The following is a 17767-nucleotide window of genomic DNA, read 5'->3' as shown; positions in this document are numbered from 1 at the left end:
ACTGCTATACAATTGCATATTGTATATCTCCTACGGAGAAAAAAGGAGTGGCGTAGGAATGATGCTACAAGTCTCTAACCGCTATGCGGTATTCTGGCCGTTATAAATTTGTCCGTAGGACATTACGATTTGTAGAAACCATCCATCTCCTGCCTATTTACCTCGTAGAGGTTAAACTGGTAGTGACTATGGTTGTTTTCTTTATGGTATAGGACCTTCCGCTCTAGGTGGAGGTTTATGCCTCCATGGCATCAACTTAATAATCAACTTTTCTTAACTTAACGACATTGCCCTCCAGAGGGGGATACGCTTTGTGCTACGGCTTGCTGATTCCTCTACATCTACCTCCATTATGATCGATGTTTTTTTAAAAGCGATATCCCTACTCACCACTCCCTACTCCCTATTTTTCTATCTTTGCCGCCATGGAAAACCGTGAGCAAATTGTACGAGATGGGCTGGCCAACATGGGCATCGCCCGCCTGACGCCCATGCAGGAGGAGGTTATCGAGGCCGTAGAGGAGCATCCCGAAGTGGTGGTGCTATCGCCCACTGGCTCGGGCAAGACGCTGGCCTTCCTGATCCCCATCGTGCACCACCTGCGCCCCAACGCGGGGTTCGTGCAGGCGCTGGTGCTCACGCCCACGCGCGAGCTGGCGCTGCAGATCGAGCAGGTTTTCCGCCACCTGAAGACGCCCTTTAAGGTGGTGTGCTGCTACGGCGGCCACCCCTTTTGGATGGAGGCCAACAGCCTGAAGGAGGCGCCAGCGCTGCTCATCGGCACGCCCGGGCGCATCGCCGACCACCTCCGCCGCGGCACGGTAAGCCCGGATCTCATCGACTTTCTGGTGCTCGACGAGTTCGACAAAAGCCTGGAGCTGGGCTTCGACGAGGAGATGGTGCAGATCAGGGACAGCCTCGGCCGCCTCAGCAAAACCGTGCTCACCTCGGCCACCGACGCGCTCGAAATCCCCGCCTTCGTTGGCCTGAGCGCCCCGCTCAAGCTCTCGTACCTCGACCAGGCGGGCACCGCCGAGCGGCTGGAGGTTAAGCTCGTGCGCTCGGAGCACCACGACAAGTTTGGGGCGCTGGTAAACCTCATCTGCCAGCTGGGCGAGAGTACCATGCTCGTCTTCGTCAACCACCGCGACGCCGCCGACCGCCTCAGCAGCATGCTCCTGGAGGAGGGCATCATCTCCGACGTCTTCCACGGCGGGCTGGAGCAGCCCGAGCGCGAGCGCTCGCTCATCAAGTTCCGGAATGGAAGCATAAAGATACTGGTGGCTACCGACCTCGCCTCGCGCGGGCTCGACATCCCCGAGATCGGGCACGTGGTGCACTACCAGCTCCCCGAAACCGAGGAGGCATTCATCCACCGCAACGGCCGCACCGCCCGCATGAAGGCTAACGGATGCGCGGTGCTCGTGCTGGCCGAAGCCGAGGAGCTCCCCTACTACGCCAGCGCCGACATCGAGCCCCTACCGCTCGACAGGGAGTCCGAGCTGCCCAGCGCCCCCGAGTGGACCACCGTTTATATCGGCGCCGGCAAGAAGGACAAGCTCAGCAAGGTGGATGTGGTCGGCTTCCTGATCCAGAAGGGAGGGATTGAAAAGGCAGACATTGGCAGAATAGACATCCTCGACAAGATGGCCTTCGTGGCCGTAAAGCGCCACCTAGCCCACGAGCTGGTACGCGCCGTGCGCAACCAGCCCGTAAAGAAGCTGAAGCCCACCATCGGGGTATCGTGGTAGCGCACCGGCCTTGCCGAAACCAAATCTCCAAATGCAGCTGTAATCTTTTTTGATGTCATTAAACATATTCAGTAGCCACATCGGCCCATTGGCGAACAATTTTCCTCGATTACCTTTGCGCTAGATTACAAACCGTAACTTAAATCTCTCAATATGGCACATATTCAACAGGAAAAGCTGTTTTCGGGCGAATGGTGGAAGTCCGTTGGCTACATTATGCTGGGCAGCTTCATCTTTACGATGGCTATCGTCATGCTCGTATCCCCATTCAAGATAGCCCCTGGAGGCACCTACGGCATCGGAATCGTACTTCACCACCTCTTCGGATGGAACATCAGCACGGCGGTATCCTGCCTCGACATCCCGCTCCTAATCATCGGAACGCTCATCCTAGGCCCCATCTTTGGCTTTAAAACCGCCCTTGCCACCATAGCCGGGCTCGGCTTCACCTGGCTCTTCGAAACCCAGCTGTGGACTAGCGGACAACCGCTCATCGACGACCCGCTCCTAGCCTCCATCTTCGCCGGCGTGCTCTACGGCATTGCCATGGGCATCATCTTTAAGTCGAAGGCCACCTCGGGCGGCAGCGACATCATCTCGATGATCCTGCACAAGTACACCCACATCTCGCTGGGCAAGCTGGTGCTCATCGTCGACTCGCTCATCACCCTCATTACCATCCCCGCCTTTGGCGACTGGAAGCTGCCCTGCTACGCCTGGATCCTTATCTACATCCAGAGCAAGATCATCGACATGATCGTAACCCAGGAGGGCTTCAACAAAACGGTGATGATTATTTCTGATGAGTACGAAAAGATCCGCCAGGTGATCCTCAAGGACCTCGACCGCGGGGGTACGCTCATCAACGTAAAGGGACTCTACCAGGAGCAGGATCGCAAGATGATCTACGTGGTGCTCAACCGCCGCGAGGTGGAAATCCTAAAGCAGGAAATCCGCAAGATCGACCCTAAGGCATTCGTAAACGTAACAGGAGCCGGAGAAATTCTCGGAAACGGATTTAAGCCGCACGCGTAAAAACAGATATAACGGCCAAGAAAAAGGAGATACAGGGTAACCTGCATCTCCTTTTTCTTATTTCGCCAATCAAATTTGCTACGAATAGGCGGCAATAACCCCTTTTCGAATCCGATTCTGAAGAAATCTAACAATAAAGTTTGGAAGTAGCCCTCTTTCCTGCATAGCAATCTTGTGCATAAGATTGATCGATCGAAGAGATTTAGCGTATTCCAAATAGGCGTCAACGGCTCTTTCGACATTAAAACTCTGCTCAGCATAGCGTCGAGCGATGTTGCCATCTTCGGGTCTATAACGTCCAATCTCGTGGGCCAAATCTTCAATGCTGAAATCTCGATGCAAAGCCCGCCCCGAACAGTTATTTTTCAGGCTCATTGGCATTACATCAAGAAAATAGCCATCGCCCATACTCGAGGCATAGGGGCGCTTGTCGTAGATAACCACAGGGCGCCCACAAGCTAGCGCTTCGTAGGCCGATCTGCCCAATCCTACAACCAAGTCGTACTCGTTAATGGCACTCGAAACATCCCAGATGTTATCTATCTTTTTGTCGAGTTTCCCGAACTCTGCGCCAACCAGCTTACATGCATCAAGCACCTGTTGGTGCCCCTCTTCCGATTGGCATAACGACAGGACCCTAATATTGCTATTCCGTAATGGCTTCATCGGACGGAAACGCTCACAGTCAATCCCATTATGTATAATCGGAGAAAGGATGCCACTCTTTAGCAAAAGTTCCTGCACCTCCTGCGAAATTGAAATGTAGCCATCGGCATGCAACGAAGGACGTTCGGAATGAGGAAAAATGCCGTGGCATGTTTGAATTACGGGACCAAAACGATACAAGAATTCTACCGTTTTTAAATGATTTGCAAAAATCAGATCGTACTTTGGTTTCGACATAAAGCCAACGCCAAAATCTTCCTCAATTTTACTAGCTACTAATCCCCTTTTAAAGCAAAAATACTCGACGCTATGACCACGCTTAACCAACTCCCCAATTAGCGTATAGGTAAAAGTTTCACTTCCCCCGGTCTTCCCTAAATTACGATTCGAAACTAAAATGTTCATTGTAAAAGCAGCTAAGCCTTGGAATAAGAAATAACCAAACACACTACTAATACAACTAAGAATCCAAACACCCTACCTCCCGAATAATAGTTTGTACCATAGAGATACCTCTATTGGTTAACCGATAAAGGAATGGCATAATCTATAACCCTACCTGGTCGGCAACACCGCACATTGCCTCAATAGCCATCTCGGCAAACACGGCAATCGAAATACCAATCATCTCACACTCCATGATATTCTCGCGCTTAACCGATGCGGCAAAATTCTTCTCCTTCATTCGCTTCACCACCGACGATGGCTTAACGGATGCCACCTTCCTATCGGGATAGACCATTGCCGTTGCGGTAATAAGCCCCGTGATTGTTTCTCCAGCCGCAAGCGCATGATCGAACAAGGTAGTCCTAGGCTCAAGCGTAGCCCTTTCGTTGTGCCTACGAATGGCATCAACAGCTACCTGCGGAAAACCATTCTCGGCAAGAAGATCGGCAGCTACGTTGCCATGCTGCTCGTGGTTTCCCTCAGTCTCCTCCACGTCTAAATCGTGCAGCAATCCGGCAAGCCCCCATAGCTCCACATCCTCGTTAAAATGCGCCGCCAGCCTTCGCATCACAGCCTCCGAAGAAAGACAGTGAGCAATCATCCTCGGATTCTTTATTCGGCTATTCAGCAATTCCAATGCTTGATTACGATCCATAGCATTTATCTTTTGAAGTAGGTTCAACTCTTGTTTTTGATTTCTACAACGACCGATGCTCTGGCTACTCCTTTATCAACATCTTTTCGAAGCCTGGAGTTGCATAGGTTTCATAGGCGCCATTCTTCCCCGAGTAGATAAGGTAGGCATCCATTTCGGGATGCTTCTTCAGAAACGCCTTTGTTTTATCGAGCCCCCACACCATAAAAGCGGTATCGTAGCCATCGGCGTAGGTGCAATTTTTTGCCACCACCGAAACGCTCAGCAGCGTATTCCTTGCAGGGTAACCAGTTTTAGGGTCTATTATATGCGAGTACTTAACCCCATTTTCGACGTAGAACTTGCGGTAGTTTCCAGCGGTTGTCAATGCCTTCCCGTTAGGCAACCTAACCTCTGCCTGCAAATCTGCGCCGGGAGCATCGTTACCATCCGAGGGCCTATCAATACCAATAGTCCAAGATTTGCCGTGGGCGTTTAGGCCTTTGCCGTAGGTCTCGCCCCCAATCTCAACAAGGTATTCGCTGATGCCCATACGCTCTAGGTAGCGCGCCACCACATCAACCGAGTAGCCCTGCGCAATGGCGTTAGCATCGATAAACACCCAAGGGTCCTTCTTCCTCAGCTTGCCGTTTACCAGAGCAACCTTGTCCATCCCCACCAAGCGCAGAAGGCTATCCACATGCTCCTTGGTCATTTTGTCCTTATTCTTTAGGCCAAACCCCCAAGCACGCACAAGCGGCCCAACGGTAATATCGAAAGCCCCGTCGGTAGCGTTGCACACCTCTGCTGAATACCTGTAGCACTCGGTAAAGTAGCCATCAGCGGTAGCCGAAGTATCGTTGCTGTTCATCTTCGATATAATGCTCTTCTCATTATAGATGGATAGCGAGTTGTCAAAATCGCGGAGGATCGAATCTACCTGTGGTTTCAGGTTCCGGAGTTCCGCATCGCGGTACGAAATGCTGTAGGTTGTACCCTGCGCAAATCCGCCGAACTTCACGTACTCCTTTTCGCGGCTGCTGCACGAGGTTATCATGACTATGGCAGCAATTGCAAGAATCGTATTTTGCTTCATGCCAAAATTTCTTAAGTAAGTATGATGATTTTATGAATCTCTATTCCGAGGTCCTAAATATAGGTAAGATGCTTTGCTTTTAGGCAGATTGTCGCTATAATTGTTTCGTTCGAATTACAATACACCCAAAGCCTGATGATCTATCGTACCTTTATACTCAGCATCCTGTTCGTTGCGCTGTCAATGGGCACCGCTCACGCACAACATCGTGTGGATATCATCGATCCCGATATAAAAAGCGTACAGGCTTTTGCAAACCAAGATGTGACCTCGTTCCCTAGCATATATCTCAACAATGGCGAATACGTTACCATCAAGTTCGACGATCTTAATGCAAAGGCGCCACGCAATCTAACGTACAAAATTGTCCACTGCGACGAGAATTGGAAGGATGAGGAGCTATTCCAATCGGCATACCTTGATGGCTTTCAGGAGCAGCCCCTAAACAGCTACAGCTATTCCAACAATACGACAACCAAGTATGTCCACTACGACATTACGTTTCCAAACAACGATGTAAAGCCAAAAATATCCGGCAACTACATGATGGTTATTCTTGATGCTGACACCCAACAGCCGCTGCTTAAGGTCGGGTTCCTTGTTGCCGAAAAGTTTGCAACCCACATTGCATCAATAGCAATTCCGACAAGCAGTGACAGCTACCAAACATCGCATCAGCTAAACCTAACCGTTCAATACCAGCTGCCGAACGTCACCAATCCTTCCCGCGAGATAAAAACCAAAGTTTTTCAAAACTACGTTCTCCTTCCCGATTCGCTTCAACCACAACCGGTAAACCTTGGCGTGAATTCGATTGTATACAGCCGCCCCGATAAAAACATATACCCCGCAGGCAACGAATTCAGGACTTTGGACATTCGCGATGCGCACTATATCTCCACCAATGCAAGCTCTATAAAGCAGGTGCAAGGCCAGTACTACATACTTCTGCAGCCCGACAAATCGCGCAGCAACATCCCCTACTCTCAGAACTACGATTACGATGGGAAACTGATCGTTGCTGGTCTAAACCTTAACAATCCCGACACCGACTGCGACTACTACAGCGTGATGTTCTCGCTAAACTCCCCCTATTTAGGCGATAAATACGATGTTTACCTCGAAGGTGAACTTACGGGCTGGGGACCATCGAACTACTCAAAAATGATCTATAACAACACAACTAGCTGCTACGAAGTTCCGCTTCTTCTAAAACAGGGATTTTACAGCTACCAGTATGTTGTAAGAAATCAAAAAGGCAATGCAGCTATGCATCTCTCGCCCGAAGGGAACTTCAGCCAAACGGAGAACTCATATCAAATCTGCACCTACTACAAAGGCATTCGCGACACCTACACCCGCCTCGTTGCATCTACATGCATCGAACGAAGTAAAAAAATCACAAAATAAGCCCCATCCCCTTAGCCACATGAAGCAAAATTTGGTTATTACTTATACGTAGATTGCCTAATCAATAGGTTCTAAATACAAATCGTAACGTAAAGTCGTAAACAAAAAATAGCGGTATGAAAAGTATCTTGATCATTTCTGGGTTGATGCTAACTTCTGCACTCTTGCTTACAGCAAACATCAACAAGGAGGTTTTTCTAGGTTCTAGCAAACAAGAAAAAGAGGTCGCCCTTAAAACTGCAATCGAAGCCCCAAACTATACCTTTGTAGCTAACATCGCTATCCCCATGAGGGGAAGCGCACGAAACCTCACCTCCACGTACGACCTCAGAGTAACCAATGATACCATAGTTGCATATCTTCCATTCTTCGGAAGAGCCTACACAGCACCAATTTCTCCCGAAGAAGCAGGAATCATGTTTACAAGCACCAAGTTTACCTATACAAAAAAGATAACCAAACACGAAGGATGGGAAATAACAATTAAGACCAAAGACACTAAGGTTAAATACGAGTTATTCCTCTCTATTAGCAAGAATGGCTACGGAACGCTTACGGTGCAATCCGTCAACCGTGAAAGCATATCCTTCTCAGGCACTATAAGACAACCTTAAAAAATGTAATGATTTCTAGAAGTAAGTGAACTTATTATACTTCAGGTTTTCTATATTTGCACCCCTAAAATTTTTTAAAACATGCAAAACATAGAATTACTAACCTGGATCGGATACCTAGCATCTGTGGTAACCGCCATTTCATTACTAATGAGCGCCCCCTTAAAGCTAAGGTGGTTCAATCTAGTAGGTTCTGCAATCTTTGCCACATACGGATTCTTAATCGGAGCCTATCCAGTTGGCATATTCAATAGCCTAATAATAGCAATTGATGCTTACTACCTCGTACAGATCTACAAATCAACAAGTGCATTTCATGTCCTTCTTGTAAATTCTAACGAACGTATTCTTAAGCTTTTCCTTTCAAAGTATTCTGAGGACATTTCGGCGACTTTCCCTAAATACCTAGAGACCATAAACAACTGCAATATCGTAGCTCTACAAACTCGAGACATGGAGGTAATTGGAATCGTTGCCGGCAACAGAAAAGACACTAATGAACTTGAGATTGAGATTGATTATACGTCCCCACATAATCGAGACTACAAACCCGGTAAATACCTATTTACCAAATCTAGCATTCTCAAGGATTTGGGCATAAGCAAGGCATGGACCAGAGCATTTACTCCAGCCCATGAAAAGTATCTTTTAAAGATGGGATTCGCCCCAAATGGTTCATCTTCTTATAGCATCAATGTACAATAGTATTACTGGCACCAACCATCCGCTAAAGTTTCTTCTGAACCATTAGTGCCAGCTCATTGAGGTATCTCTCATCGATTTCATCAAACGATGAGAGATGCTCACTATCAACATCGAGCACCAGAAGCACTTCGTCATCCTTCATTATTGGAATAACGATTTCTGACTTAGAAAGCGAACTGCAAGCAATATGTCCAGGGTATTTATCGACGTCATCTACAATTACAGTCCTCTTCTGCGTATACGAAGCACCACATACTCCTTTATTTGAAGCTATTCTTGTACAAGCAACAGGTCCCTGAAAAGGTCCCAAAATCAGCCCTCCATCCTTCACTCTGTAAAACCCCACCCAAAAAAAGTTGAGCCCATATTTAAGAGCGGCAGCTATGTTCGCAAGATTTGCAGTAAGGTCATCTTCATAATCAATAAGAGCAGCAATTTGTGGTAGTAGTTCTTTGTAACACTCCTCTTTTGTTACATTATCCGAGATCAAAATATCCTCTGCCATAAATATTTAACATTTCATTAACATCACATCTAAACTTCTAAACTTCAACGTTCAGTCTTCAAAAGTAGCAATCATATTCAAAACGAGATTATCATTAATATCCCAAATAATTAGATTATCTAAAATAAACTTCTATTTTTGCAGAAAACGAGAGTAATAGGTCTATGTTAAAATCAACTATAATCACGCTGGCTGTAACTTTTTTGTTGTTGTTATCTTTTGATTCAACGGCGAAACGTCCACATAGGCGTCATGTAGTGCACAAAGCCGATTCAACTTCAATTCAAAAAGAAAGGTTCATCCTCGAAAAAGCGATAACCAATGTTGCTGATACTGTTGTTGAGAACATCATATCCTTCTCAAAGCAATACTTAGGGACACCTTATCGCTATAGCGGGACAACCTCTTCAGGTTTTGACTGTTCCGGTTTTGTTGGTCACCTCTTCAAATCAAAAGGTGTCGAACTTCCCCGAAATAGTTCGGCGATGGCAAAAGTTGGAGAAGCAGTTGACAAGAGTAGTCTACAACCAGGGGATCTTGTATTCTTTAAGGGCAGAGGAAGAAGAAGTGGCGTAGGGCATGTTGGCATGGTTGTTCAAGCTAACGATAGTAGCGTACTGATGGTGCACTCCTCAACCTCTAGAGGTGTCGTTGTTGAAGATATTACCAAATCGGCTTACTTTAAGAGACGGTTTATTAAGGCAAAACGAATAATGCCAAATCCAAATTCAAAGAACTAGATTAACAACCAATAATAAACAAGAAAGGCGCTTTAAAGCGCCTTTCTTGTTTTATTTCCGCAATAGCAAAGAGAAGACTACATGTCGCTTTCTCTTTCTCTTTCTCTTAGGTAAGCCTTAACCATTCTTATTTCACTATAAGAGCAATCGGCTCCTATCATATTCTTAGCATCGGACAAACCTTGTTCTGTATGGTTTTCAAAGTAGTTTAAAATCTTACCTACTTTATCAGAACTTATAATCTGGTAAATATCCAATTCCCCGGAAGCAACAAAATGAGAAAGATGCCCTTCTACTGTCGATACAACAATTCCCCGTTTACTTGCAATCTGCTCTACACTCAATCCCTCCTTAAAAAGTTCGAGGGAAACTCTTTTTGTATCAACCTTTTCAGCATTCTTCTGTTTTTTATCATTTGTTACAGAATATTCAATCTCGTACAATTTTTCATACGCCATTCCATTATCCTCACAATAGTCGGCAATAATATCGATTACCTCAGCACCAAATTGCTTAAGTTTCTTATCTCCAAAACCTCTTACTCCCTTTAAGTCAGCCATTTTTGTCGGCAACTTAAGAAGCAAGTCGTAAAGAGCCTTTTGAGAAAATATCATATAAATAGGTACATCAAGTTCTTCAGCCTTGCTCTCTCGCCACGACTTAAGTGCAAGATAAAGCATGGGATTAACAATGTTGGCAGGAGTCTTCGATTCAAAAGATTTTCTTTCAGTCCTGCTTGTCCCCTTATCAATTGAAGCCTTTGCACGAGCCTCCAAATAATTCTTAACCACAAACCCCGATTCTGAAACATTCAAGCATTGCAATTTAATTCGTGTTTCATCCTCCACCCGACGTATTGAATCCGTGAATGACTTTCTCACTACCTTATTATCTATATCAATTGATAAATCTCCAACCCCCTTTTGAACAATTCCCTTTACTTTCTCAGCAAAGTAGGCACACCCCTTCTTTACTCTTTCTTGTAGAACTTTATTATTCTCTATATCAACAGGCTGTTCAGCCAATAAAATCAACTGATTTTTAAACTTATCTGATATATCTACCACATCTCCCCTAAAACTATTGATAATACTAGAGAGAGAAGATCTCACCATCTCATGAATAGAATCGGAATGCTCCATTGATAGTTTTTTGCAGTAGTTCAATGGACGAGAAATAGAGTCAAACTCAAAAAGTTCTAGCAGCAACTGCTTCTGGTATTCACGTTTACCCGACTCAAGCTGTTGAAGCGTTGGCGCATTTTCCTCCACCTCTTGAGTAAAAGACTTAACAGTAAGGTCAGTCTTGATATTACTTGATGAAATTGGAGAACTAAGAACCAAACCTTCCAACGTCTTACAACGACTAAGTGCTACATACACTTGCCCACTAGCAAATGCAGCCTTTGCATCAACAACAGCCTTTTCAAAAGTCAATCCTTGACTTTTATGTATGGTAATTGCCCAGGCTAATTTCAAGGGATACTGTTCGAAACTACCTACAACCTCTTCTACAATAGCATCATTTTTAGGATCGATGCTATACTTTGTATTATCCCAACGGGCAAGTGTTACATTTATTGGATTTTCATCATCAGCACATTGAACCCAAACACCATCATCATCAATATCAACCACAACACCTATCTTACCATTGTAGAATAGTTTTTCGGGTGATGAGTCGTTCTTTACAAACATCACCTGAGCGCCTACCTTTAGTTCCAACTCCAACTCCGTTGGATAAGAATACTCAGGGAAATTACCCGTTACTGTAGCCTGGTGTTTGAAACTCTCCTTGTCAATCTTTGCTAGTTGCTCATTATTTATCGCCTGAGCTTGACTATTATGAGTTGTAAGTGTTATGTAACCATCGCCATCACTTCTTTTGAAGTTAGGAATATGCCGCTTATTCAGTTCTGCAAGAGTTGCCTCATCAATACGATTTTCTCGAACCCTATTCAGAATATCAATAAAAGCAGTATCACTTTGCCTGTAGATGTGCTTTAGCTCTATAGAAACTAATTCGGTTTGCTTAAGTGCACGGCTACTAAAGAAAAATACCGTCTCGTAATACTTGCTAAGCAACGACCATTCATCTTCCTTTACAACAGGAGTAAGCTGCTGTAGATCGCCAATCATCAGGAGTTGCACACCTCCAAACGGTTTATAGCGGTTACGGTAGCGACGCAATACCTCATCAATGCCATCTAGCAAATCGGCACGCACCATACTTATCTCATCAATAACCAGCAGGTCAAGGCTACGGATGATATTAATCTTATCCCGACTGAACTTTTGATATGAGGGTTGATTATCTGTTTGGGCAGGACTCCCGATTCCGTTATCAACCTCGTTTTTTTTTGGTATTTGAGGACCAAAAGGCAACTGAAAGAAGGAGTGAATGGTAACCCCTCCTGCATTTATTGCGGCAACTCCTGTAGGAGCAACCACAATCATACGCTTAGCAGAAGTCTTCGTCAAGTTGTGAAGGAAAGTAGTTTTACCTGTTCCTGCTTTACCCGTTAAGAAAACGTTCTTATTAGTAAAATTAACGTACTCGAATGCTAGATTCAGCGGTTGATTTTCTTCTACTTTCATATTATTCAACAATAAAACTCACACCAAAGAGCATAAATTTATCAATTAAATATCAATCACACCTATAAAGCAATAAAAAAGGCCACCGCAATTGCGGTGACCTTTTCGTATTTTCAATGTTCTGCTTACTCAGCAACAACAGTAAAGTTTACTTTAACTTTCACCTCGCGGTGTAACTTAACGTCTGCGGTATAGTTTCCAACTTCTTTAACATCGCTAACAACAATCATCTTACGGTCGATGCTGAAACCTTGTGCTTCAAGAGCCTCTGCAATCTGAATATTGTTAACAGATCCAAAGATCTTACCTGTGTTAGAAACCTTAGCCCCAATAGTAAGGGTTATCGCCTCGATTTTCTTACCTAACTCAACCGCATCGTTCTTGATCTTAGCCTCTTTGTGAGCACGTTGTCTAAGATTTTCAGCGTGCATCTTCTTTGCAGAAGGAGTGGCAACGATAGCTTGACCTGTAGGAATTAGGAAGTTATTTGCATAACCATCACGAACCACTACTATCTCATCCTTGTGACCAAGGTTCTCTACATCTTGCTTTAGTATGATTTCCATTTCTTCTAATCCTCCTGGTTATTACTTCAACATGTCGGTTACAAATGGAAGCAGCGCAAGATGACGTGCTCTTTTAACTGCTTGAGAAACCCTACGTTGGAACTTTAGAGAAGTTCCAGTGATACGACGAGGAAGAATTCTACCTTGCTCGTTCAAGAACTTCTTAAGGAATTCTGGATCCTTATAGTCTACATACTTAATGCCATTCTTTTTGAAACGACAGTACTTCTTCTTCTTAACGTCTACTGTAGGTGGGTTAAGATATCTGATTTCGCTTTGTCCTTGAGCCATGGCTTATTCCTCCACTTTTTTTTCTACAGATTTATTACTTCTTCTCTTAATTGCGTATTCAGCAGCAAACTTATCAAGTTTGAAAGTCAAGAAGCGAATTACGCGCTCGTCACGACGATACTGAGTTTCTAGTTTGTCAATGGTTTCACCATTAGCCTTAAACTCAATAAGGTAATAAAAACCTGTAGTTTTCTTGTTGATAGGGTAAGCTAATTTCTTAAGACCCCAATCTTCTTCGTAAACGATTTCGCCACCATTTTCGGCGATCACGTTTTTAAATTTGGTTACCGCTTCCTTTACCTGTGTATCAGATAAAACGGGAGTAAGGATGAAAACGGTTTCGTACTGATTTAACATACGACGTTGTTTTATTGTTTTGTTAAAATAGGTCGCAAAGTTACGCGTTTTTGCTTAATTCGCAAATTATTTCACCTTCAGTTAACCTTTTTCTATGATTATTTGCAACTGTAAAGGCGTCACCAAAAGGGAGATTCTTACTGCGATAAAAAATGGTACTCAAACAATCACAGATATTCAAATTATCACCAAGGCATCTACTGGCTGTGGTAGGTGTAAGGCTACCATTAGTAGCATCCTTGATAAGGAGCGGGTTAAAGCGCTCAAGAAAGGGACTCAGCTACGAATAAACTTCGACTAAGCGAGCCTATTGATGATTAAATCGATTCGATGTACCTGTACTTCGTTCTTGGCTTGCTCGTAAACCAGCTTAAGATTCTCCAGCACCTTCACGATTGATGTTCTATTGTCGCAAGGCAAGTAGTACGATTCTTGTGGTGCTTCCTTAATCTGGTTAAGGTAGTAGTCTATCTCCTTTTTGCTAAGAACGCTTCCCCGATTAAAGGGATTGATGTAAAAGAGCACTCGCTGCGATACAGGAAGACCCTCATCATCTCCATGATAAGGGTCTTTGTATGCCAAAATAAAGTTACGAGGCAAGCTTATCCCATAAATAGGCATTCCGAGCTGCTGCCCAATCGCCATGTATAGCAGCGAAAGGCTTAACGGATTCCCTTTTTGGGTAAGAATCACATGGTTTAGGGCAAAGTAGTGAGGCGCAAAAAGATTTAACGGATCGGGTGAGAAATGGTACTTCTCGTACAAAACACGATTGATAATCTTCACCTTTTCGAAAGCGGTAAGGTTGCTGCTAATCTCAAGCCAAACCTCCTTTGCTATCTTTTCAACCTGCTCTTTTAGATCGTCCAATTGCAGCTCAGGAAAAAGCAGCTGAGCCACCAAATGGGCACCTTCTATGACGCTTGAGCATCCGTTATCGATCCATCGCTGTACCTCATCGCCCATCAGGTTGTCGTTGATGCGCTGAAGTACGCTTTCGATAAGCTTTTGCTGCTGCTCGGTGGCCGAATGCGCCCAGAACTCCTCGAGGCTAGGAATGGCATCGCGCCCAAGCTCGTACAAGCGTTGGGATACCGCCTCGAAAACATCCGGAGAGGGATCATCTATAAGAGCAATTAACGCCTTTACTTCCTCGTTTACCATAGATCTTACGGCAGTAAGCATTTTAGGGTCTTTTCAATCATTTCGTTTACTGCTTGCGAGTAATCGGAAAGAGCCGTTTTATTTACCCTGTTGGCAATGATGGTGCAAATTGTGGTAGCATCGTGGCCTAGGAGCTTGGCTAATCCGGCAAGCGCAGAGCTTTCCATTTCGAAGTTGGTTATTTTTACGCCATTATGCTCGAAGGCTTCGATCTTGTCGTTGATGCTAGGATCGGCTAATGGTAGGCGCAACACCCTACCCTGAGGGCCATAAAATCCGGGGGCCGAAATGGTTGCTCCGGTTATGGTAAAACCAGCAAAGAGGTCTAAAAGTTCTTTTGATGACGAAACAAAATAGGGGCTGGTTAACTTAGCGCCCCATCCTACCTGCGATTTGAATGCCGCTTCGAGCGCTAGGTCGCAGACAGAGTCGCGGTTGCCATAGAAGTTTAGCAGGCCATCGAAACCGACGGAGATGGCAGACAGCAGATGGGATCCTAACGGGATGTTACCCTGAATGGCGCCAGAGGTGCCTAGGCGTACCAGGGTTAACTTCTTGCGCTCGGGCTTAACGGTGCGTGTGGCAAAGTCGATATTTACTAGAGCATCGAGCTCGTTAACGACGATGTCGATGTTATCGGTGCCAATGCCGGTTGATACTACAGATACGCGCTTGTGGTTGTAGGTTCCGGTGATGGTGCAGAATTCGCGGTTGGAAACCTTGCATTCGATTTCGCTAAAGTACGAGGCCACCGTCTCCACCCTTCCAGGGTCGCCAACAAGGATTACTACATCGGCTAGCTGCTCGGGACGAAGATGCAGGTGGTAAATACTTCCATCCTCTCTAATTAATAGTTCTGAGGGTTCAATTACTCGCATAATATGTCTATTTTGATTAGGAATTAAAGGTAATAAACTTCGAACCGTTGCCAAATAGTTCGAAAACAAAAAGGCCACCTTGCGGTAGCCTTTTGTAGTCCATAGGGGAATCGAACCCCTGTTACAAGAATGAAAATCTTGCGTCCTAACCCCTAGACGAATGGACCATCTTTTGGTACAATCCTTATTTCCGATTGCGAGTGCAAATATAGGTCAATTTTCCGAACCTACAAGGCTTGCAATATTTTTTGGGGCACGAGAGGACGCCTTTAAGTACCTATCGGATAACTCATCACCCCAACAAAACCTGAGGATGAACCCTTTGCGCAAGCAAATACCTATAGGTTAAAAAAGTCAAACCAGCACGGTTTGGCACGGGAAAATGGCGTAACCGAGCGGCTCTTCAACCAACAGGCGACGCCTCCTCGGGGCTTTTCCGCACCTCTTTCCCTCTTTTAGCCGACCAGCACCATCCCCAAATGCCATTTGGCTGAGATGTTGATACTTTTTGGCAGATATTTTTTGGTGACTTCAACTACTTTGTTAATTTTATGGCCGATTCGATGTGCTACCAACCTGCACTCTAGCGCTCTTTGGATGTTTGGTGTATTAAATGCGGCAACAGCAGCAGCCCCTCTACTAGGCAATAGCCGTTGTTGTCGCTCAATAGTAGATCCTCTAAGGAAAATCTACCATTGTTGCCGCTCAATAGTAGATCCTCTAAGGGAAATCTACCATTGTTGTCGCTCAATAGGAGATTCTCTAAAGGAAATCTACCATTGTTGTTGCTCAATAGGAGATCCTCTAAGGTAAATCTACCATTGTTGTCGCTCAATAGGAGATCCTCTAAGGTAAATCTACCGTTGTTGCCGCTCAATAGTAGATCCTCTAAGGGAAATCTACCATTGTTGTCGCACAGTAGTAGATTCTCTAAAGAAAATCTATCGTTGTTGTCGCTCAATAGTAGATCCTCTAAGGGAAATCTACCATTGTTGTCGCTCAATAGCAGATTCTCCAAGGTAAATCTACCGTTGTTGTTGCAACATGGGGCCGAGAGGCTACTGTAGGCACTGCAAACACTCCAACCTCGCACTAGGGCATCGGCGGTGGCATCATCATCATAACTTATATCTAACTTAAATTTTTACAGCCATGAATGAACTAAGTCTGTACCGTTTTTCGGTAGCTTCAACCAGCAACGTATGCCTAATGATTCTCGAAGAGGCCGGCAAGTGCACCATCGCCGAGGCCACCACCCACCCCACCTACATCGCCCTAAAGAGCTGCTACAGGGCGTACCAGGATAGCATCGACCGCACGAAGAAGAGCGAGAGCAGCCCTCCGCTGCTGGCCGCCGAGCGGCGCCGGGATGACGCCCTGACGGGGGGCCGATCGATTACTAGCGGCCTGATGTGCTCGCCCGATGCCGGGGTTCGGGCCAAGGCGCAGCGGGTATTCGTCCAGTTCGACAAGTTTGGGGCGGGCGTGGAGAAGCTCAAGAACGAGGAGGAGACCACCAAGCTGCTGAGCATCCTCGATGGGCTCGACCAGCCCGAGATCAAGACACTGGTGGTAGAACTGGCCATCGGCCCCTACGTGGAGGAGCTGCGCGCGGCCAACGCGGAGTACCTGCGCCTATGGGATTCCCGCGAGGACGACGTGGAGGCATTCCGCAACAGCACCTCGGCCTCCAACCTTACGCGCAGCGTACAGGAGGCGATAAACGGCTACTACGACTACGTGGTGGCGATGTCGAAGTACAGCGAGAAGAAGGCGGAGTGGGCCCTGCTGGCCAGCGCCATCCACAGCCGCTACCTCACCCTGAAGCAGAAGCAGCAGCAGGAGAAAAAGGACAAGAAGGACGACAAGCCTACCCCCAACACGCCCCCTACCGATAAGAAGTAGCATCGGCCACACCCCATAGCGGCCCGCACCACCCGGCGCGGGCCTTTTTTGTAGCCCCCCAGCAGGCCAAATCGCCCCAGCGCCCCCGCCCCACAGCGCATCGGCCACCTACAGCTTATTTTACCACTAAATATTTGATTACAGCGCCAAAACTCGCAAATTTGCAGGCACCAAAATCAACGTACCATGGAAAATAAAGAGAAGATGGTTCAGGCCTTTACCCAAGCCGGGAAGGCGCTAAAGGCCGGAGAGGCTGCCGAGTTGGCCAGCATCGACAAGAAGGAGGCCGACAAGCTCATCAAGGAGCTGGTTAAGGAGGGCACCCTGGTATCGCCCAAGCGCTGCTACTACGAGCTGAAGTAGCCGCCAGCAGCGGATTCACCTTATACTATACGTAACGATTACA

The 17767-nt window shown here is 46.0% G+C and carries 19 protein-coding genes and 1 tRNA gene; 9 read left to right on the top strand and 11 right to left on the bottom strand.

The features are described from left to right. The first annotated feature begins 425 nt into the window (after positions 1–425). Both ACHZA1_RS15980 and ACHZA1_RS15975 read left to right on the top strand, forming a co-directional pair. A complete protein-coding gene (locus ACHZA1_RS15980) occupies positions 426–1751 on the top strand; it encodes a DEAD/DEAH box helicase (RefSeq protein WP_320052863.1) in 1326 nt (441 codons plus the stop codon). A 153-nt stretch (positions 1752–1904) separates the two neighbouring features. Further along, positions 1905–2786 (top strand): YitT family protein, encoded by an 882-nt coding sequence (locus tag ACHZA1_RS15975; protein WP_320052862.1) that lies wholly within the window; start codon positions 1905–1907, stop codon positions 2784–2786. A gap of 78 nt (positions 2787–2864) precedes the next feature. Here ACHZA1_RS15975 and ACHZA1_RS15970 read toward each other — a convergent pair whose 3' ends face one another. The 3 genes from ACHZA1_RS15970 to ACHZA1_RS15960 form a co-directional block, all read right to left on the bottom strand. Next, complete coding sequence (locus ACHZA1_RS15970; protein ID WP_320052861.1) at positions 2865–3857, bottom strand: glycosyltransferase family 4 protein; 993 nt, start codon at positions 3855–3857, stop codon at positions 2865–2867. Positions 3858–3999: 142 nt separating this feature from the next. Continuing rightward, positions 4000–4554, bottom strand: coding sequence for an HDIG domain-containing metalloprotein (locus tag ACHZA1_RS15965; protein WP_320052860.1), 555 nt, complete (start codon positions 4552–4554; stop codon positions 4000–4002). 64 nt (positions 4555–4618) lie between these two features. Further along, entirely contained in the window at positions 4619–5629 is a 1011-nt protein-coding gene (locus ACHZA1_RS15960) for an FAD:protein FMN transferase (RefSeq protein ID WP_320052859.1), read from the bottom strand. A gap of 135 nt (positions 5630–5764) precedes the next feature. Here ACHZA1_RS15960 and ACHZA1_RS15955 point away from each other — a divergent pair, with 135 nt between their 5' ends. The 3 genes from ACHZA1_RS15955 (at position 5765) to ACHZA1_RS15945 (ending at position 8358) form a co-directional block, all read left to right on the top strand. Next, complete coding sequence (locus ACHZA1_RS15955) at positions 5765–7039, top strand: type IX secretion system plug protein domain-containing protein (RefSeq protein ID WP_320052858.1); 1275 nt, start codon at positions 5765–5767, stop codon at positions 7037–7039. Positions 7040–7155: 116 nt separating this feature from the next. Next, positions 7156–7653, top strand: a complete 498-nt coding sequence (locus ACHZA1_RS15950) for a DUF4251 domain-containing protein (protein WP_320052857.1) — start codon at positions 7156–7158, stop codon at positions 7651–7653. 81 nt (positions 7654–7734) lie between these two features. Next, positions 7735–8358, top strand: coding sequence for a hypothetical protein (locus ACHZA1_RS15945; RefSeq protein WP_320052856.1), 624 nt, complete (start codon positions 7735–7737; stop codon positions 8356–8358). A gap of 22 nt (positions 8359–8380) precedes the next feature. On the opposite strand, the gene ACHZA1_RS15940 is transcribed toward ACHZA1_RS15945, so the two are convergent. Then, on the bottom strand, positions 8381–8863 hold the full coding sequence (locus tag ACHZA1_RS15940) for a GAF domain-containing protein (protein ID WP_320052855.1): 483 nt from the start codon (positions 8861–8863) through the stop codon (positions 8381–8383). Positions 8864–9027: 164 nt separating this feature from the next. Between ACHZA1_RS15940 and ACHZA1_RS15935 the strand changes: the two genes are divergently transcribed. After that, on the top strand, positions 9028–9603 hold the full coding sequence (locus tag ACHZA1_RS15935; protein ID WP_320052854.1) for a C40 family peptidase: 576 nt from the start codon (positions 9028–9030) through the stop codon (positions 9601–9603). A gap of 77 nt (positions 9604–9680) precedes the next feature. Here ACHZA1_RS15935 and ACHZA1_RS15930 read toward each other — a convergent pair whose 3' ends face one another. From ACHZA1_RS15930 to rpsF, 4 genes are all read right to left on the bottom strand, one after another. Then, positions 9681–12200, bottom strand: a complete 2520-nt coding sequence (locus ACHZA1_RS15930; protein WP_320052853.1) for a helix-turn-helix domain-containing protein — start codon at positions 12198–12200, stop codon at positions 9681–9683. Positions 12201–12325: 125 nt separating this feature from the next. Then, a complete protein-coding gene (gene rplI, locus ACHZA1_RS15925; protein WP_320052852.1) occupies positions 12326–12766 on the bottom strand; it encodes a 50S ribosomal protein L9 in 441 nt (146 codons plus the stop codon). A gap of 21 nt (positions 12767–12787) precedes the next feature. After that, on the bottom strand, positions 12788–13057 hold the full coding sequence (rpsR, locus tag ACHZA1_RS15920; protein ID WP_320052851.1) for a 30S ribosomal protein S18: 270 nt from the start codon (positions 13055–13057) through the stop codon (positions 12788–12790). Positions 13058–13060: 3 nt separating this feature from the next. Then, complete coding sequence (rpsF, locus tag ACHZA1_RS15915; protein WP_320052850.1) at positions 13061–13414, bottom strand: 30S ribosomal protein S6; 354 nt, start codon at positions 13412–13414, stop codon at positions 13061–13063. Positions 13415–13508: 94 nt separating this feature from the next. Here rpsF and ACHZA1_RS15910 point away from each other — a divergent pair, with 94 nt between their 5' ends. After that, complete coding sequence (locus ACHZA1_RS15910) at positions 13509–13715, top strand: (2Fe-2S)-binding protein (RefSeq protein WP_320052849.1); 207 nt, start codon at positions 13509–13511, stop codon at positions 13713–13715. Here the strand turns inward: ACHZA1_RS15910 and ACHZA1_RS15905 are convergent. The 3 genes from ACHZA1_RS15905 to ACHZA1_RS15895 all read right to left on the bottom strand — a co-directional run bounded on the left by ACHZA1_RS15905 (position 13712) and on the right by ACHZA1_RS15895 (position 15623). Next, positions 13712–14599 (bottom strand): transglutaminase-like domain-containing protein, encoded by an 888-nt coding sequence (locus tag ACHZA1_RS15905; protein ID WP_320052848.1) that lies wholly within the window; start codon positions 14597–14599, stop codon positions 13712–13714. The two genes, ACHZA1_RS15910 and ACHZA1_RS15905, sit on opposite strands and share 4 nt — an antisense overlap. After that, positions 14584–15456 carry a nucleoside phosphorylase gene (locus ACHZA1_RS15900; RefSeq protein ID WP_320052847.1) on the bottom strand — a complete coding sequence of 291 codons (873 nt, stop codon included), beginning with the start codon at positions 15454–15456 and terminating at the stop codon, positions 14584–14586. Before ACHZA1_RS15900 ends, ACHZA1_RS15905 begins: the two co-directional genes overlap by 16 nt. A 95-nt stretch (positions 15457–15551) precedes the next feature. Continuing rightward, a tRNA-Glu gene (locus tag ACHZA1_RS15895) sits at positions 15552–15623 on the bottom strand. A 985-nt stretch (positions 15624–16608) separates the two neighbouring features. On the opposite strand from ACHZA1_RS15895, the gene ACHZA1_RS15890 reads away from it, so the two are divergent. Beyond that, positions 16609–17361, top strand: a complete 753-nt coding sequence (locus ACHZA1_RS15890; RefSeq protein WP_320052846.1) for a DUF6261 family protein — start codon at positions 16609–16611, stop codon at positions 17359–17361. A 186-nt stretch (positions 17362–17547) separates the two neighbouring features. Then, entirely contained in the window at positions 17548–17724 is a 177-nt protein-coding gene (locus ACHZA1_RS15885) for a MarR family transcriptional regulator (protein ID WP_320052845.1), read from the top strand. The last annotated feature ends 43 nt before the right edge of the window (positions 17725–17767 follow it).

This window comes from uncultured Acetobacteroides sp., from assembly GCF_963667355.2.
Classification (GTDB): Bacteria; Bacteroidota; Bacteroidia; order Bacteroidales; family ZOR0009; genus Acetobacteroides.
The sequence above is the reverse complement of the archived record's forward strand: the minus strand, read 5'-3'. Positions and strand labels throughout refer to the sequence as shown.

What these genes read in the sequence shown, in the direction of transcription:
- ACHZA1_RS15980 (WP_320052863.1), top strand. Translation starts at nt 426, where the DNA reads ATGGAAAACCGTGAGCAAATTGTACGAGATGGGCTGGCCAACATGGGC.
- ACHZA1_RS15975 (WP_320052862.1), top strand. Translation starts at nt 1,905, where the DNA reads ATGGCACATATTCAACAGGAAAAGCTGTTTTCGGGCGAATGGTGGAAG.
- ACHZA1_RS15970 (WP_320052861.1), bottom strand. Translation starts at nt 3,857, where the DNA reads ATGAACATTTTAGTTTCGAATCGTAATTTAGGGAAGACCGGGGGAAGT.
- ACHZA1_RS15965 (WP_320052860.1), bottom strand. Translation starts at nt 4,554, where the DNA reads ATGGATCGTAATCAAGCATTGGAATTGCTGAATAGCCGAATAAAGAAT.
- ACHZA1_RS15960 (WP_320052859.1), bottom strand. Translation starts at nt 5,629, where the DNA reads ATGAAGCAAAATACGATTCTTGCAATTGCTGCCATAGTCATGATAACC.
- ACHZA1_RS15955 (WP_320052858.1), top strand. Translation starts at nt 5,765, where the DNA reads ATGATCTATCGTACCTTTATACTCAGCATCCTGTTCGTTGCGCTGTCA.
- ACHZA1_RS15950 (WP_320052857.1), top strand. Translation starts at nt 7,156, where the DNA reads ATGAAAAGTATCTTGATCATTTCTGGGTTGATGCTAACTTCTGCACTC.
- ACHZA1_RS15945 (WP_320052856.1), top strand. Translation starts at nt 7,735, where the DNA reads ATGCAAAACATAGAATTACTAACCTGGATCGGATACCTAGCATCTGTG.
- ACHZA1_RS15940 (WP_320052855.1), bottom strand. Translation starts at nt 8,863, where the DNA reads ATGGCAGAGGATATTTTGATCTCGGATAATGTAACAAAAGAGGAGTGT.
- ACHZA1_RS15935 (WP_320052854.1), top strand. Translation starts at nt 9,028, where the DNA reads ATGTTAAAATCAACTATAATCACGCTGGCTGTAACTTTTTTGTTGTTG.
- ACHZA1_RS15930 (WP_320052853.1), bottom strand. Translation starts at nt 12,200, where the DNA reads ATGAAAGTAGAAGAAAATCAACCGCTGAATCTAGCATTCGAGTACGTT.
- rplI (WP_320052852.1), bottom strand. Translation starts at nt 12,766, where the DNA reads ATGGAAATCATACTAAAGCAAGATGTAGAGAACCTTGGTCACAAGGAT.
- rpsR (WP_320052851.1), bottom strand. Translation starts at nt 13,057, where the DNA reads ATGGCTCAAGGACAAAGCGAAATCAGATATCTTAACCCACCTACAGTA.
- rpsF (WP_320052850.1), bottom strand. Translation starts at nt 13,414, where the DNA reads ATGTTAAATCAGTACGAAACCGTTTTCATCCTTACTCCCGTTTTATCT.
- ACHZA1_RS15910 (WP_320052849.1), top strand. Translation starts at nt 13,509, where the DNA reads ATGATTATTTGCAACTGTAAAGGCGTCACCAAAAGGGAGATTCTTACT.
- ACHZA1_RS15905 (WP_320052848.1), bottom strand. Translation starts at nt 14,599, where the DNA reads ATGCTTACTGCCGTAAGATCTATGGTAAACGAGGAAGTAAAGGCGTTA.
- ACHZA1_RS15900 (WP_320052847.1), bottom strand. Translation starts at nt 15,456, where the DNA reads ATGCGAGTAATTGAACCCTCAGAACTATTAATTAGAGAGGATGGAAGT.
- ACHZA1_RS15890 (WP_320052846.1), top strand. Translation starts at nt 16,609, where the DNA reads ATGAATGAACTAAGTCTGTACCGTTTTTCGGTAGCTTCAACCAGCAAC.
- ACHZA1_RS15885 (WP_320052845.1), top strand. Translation starts at nt 17,548, where the DNA reads ATGGAAAATAAAGAGAAGATGGTTCAGGCCTTTACCCAAGCCGGGAAG.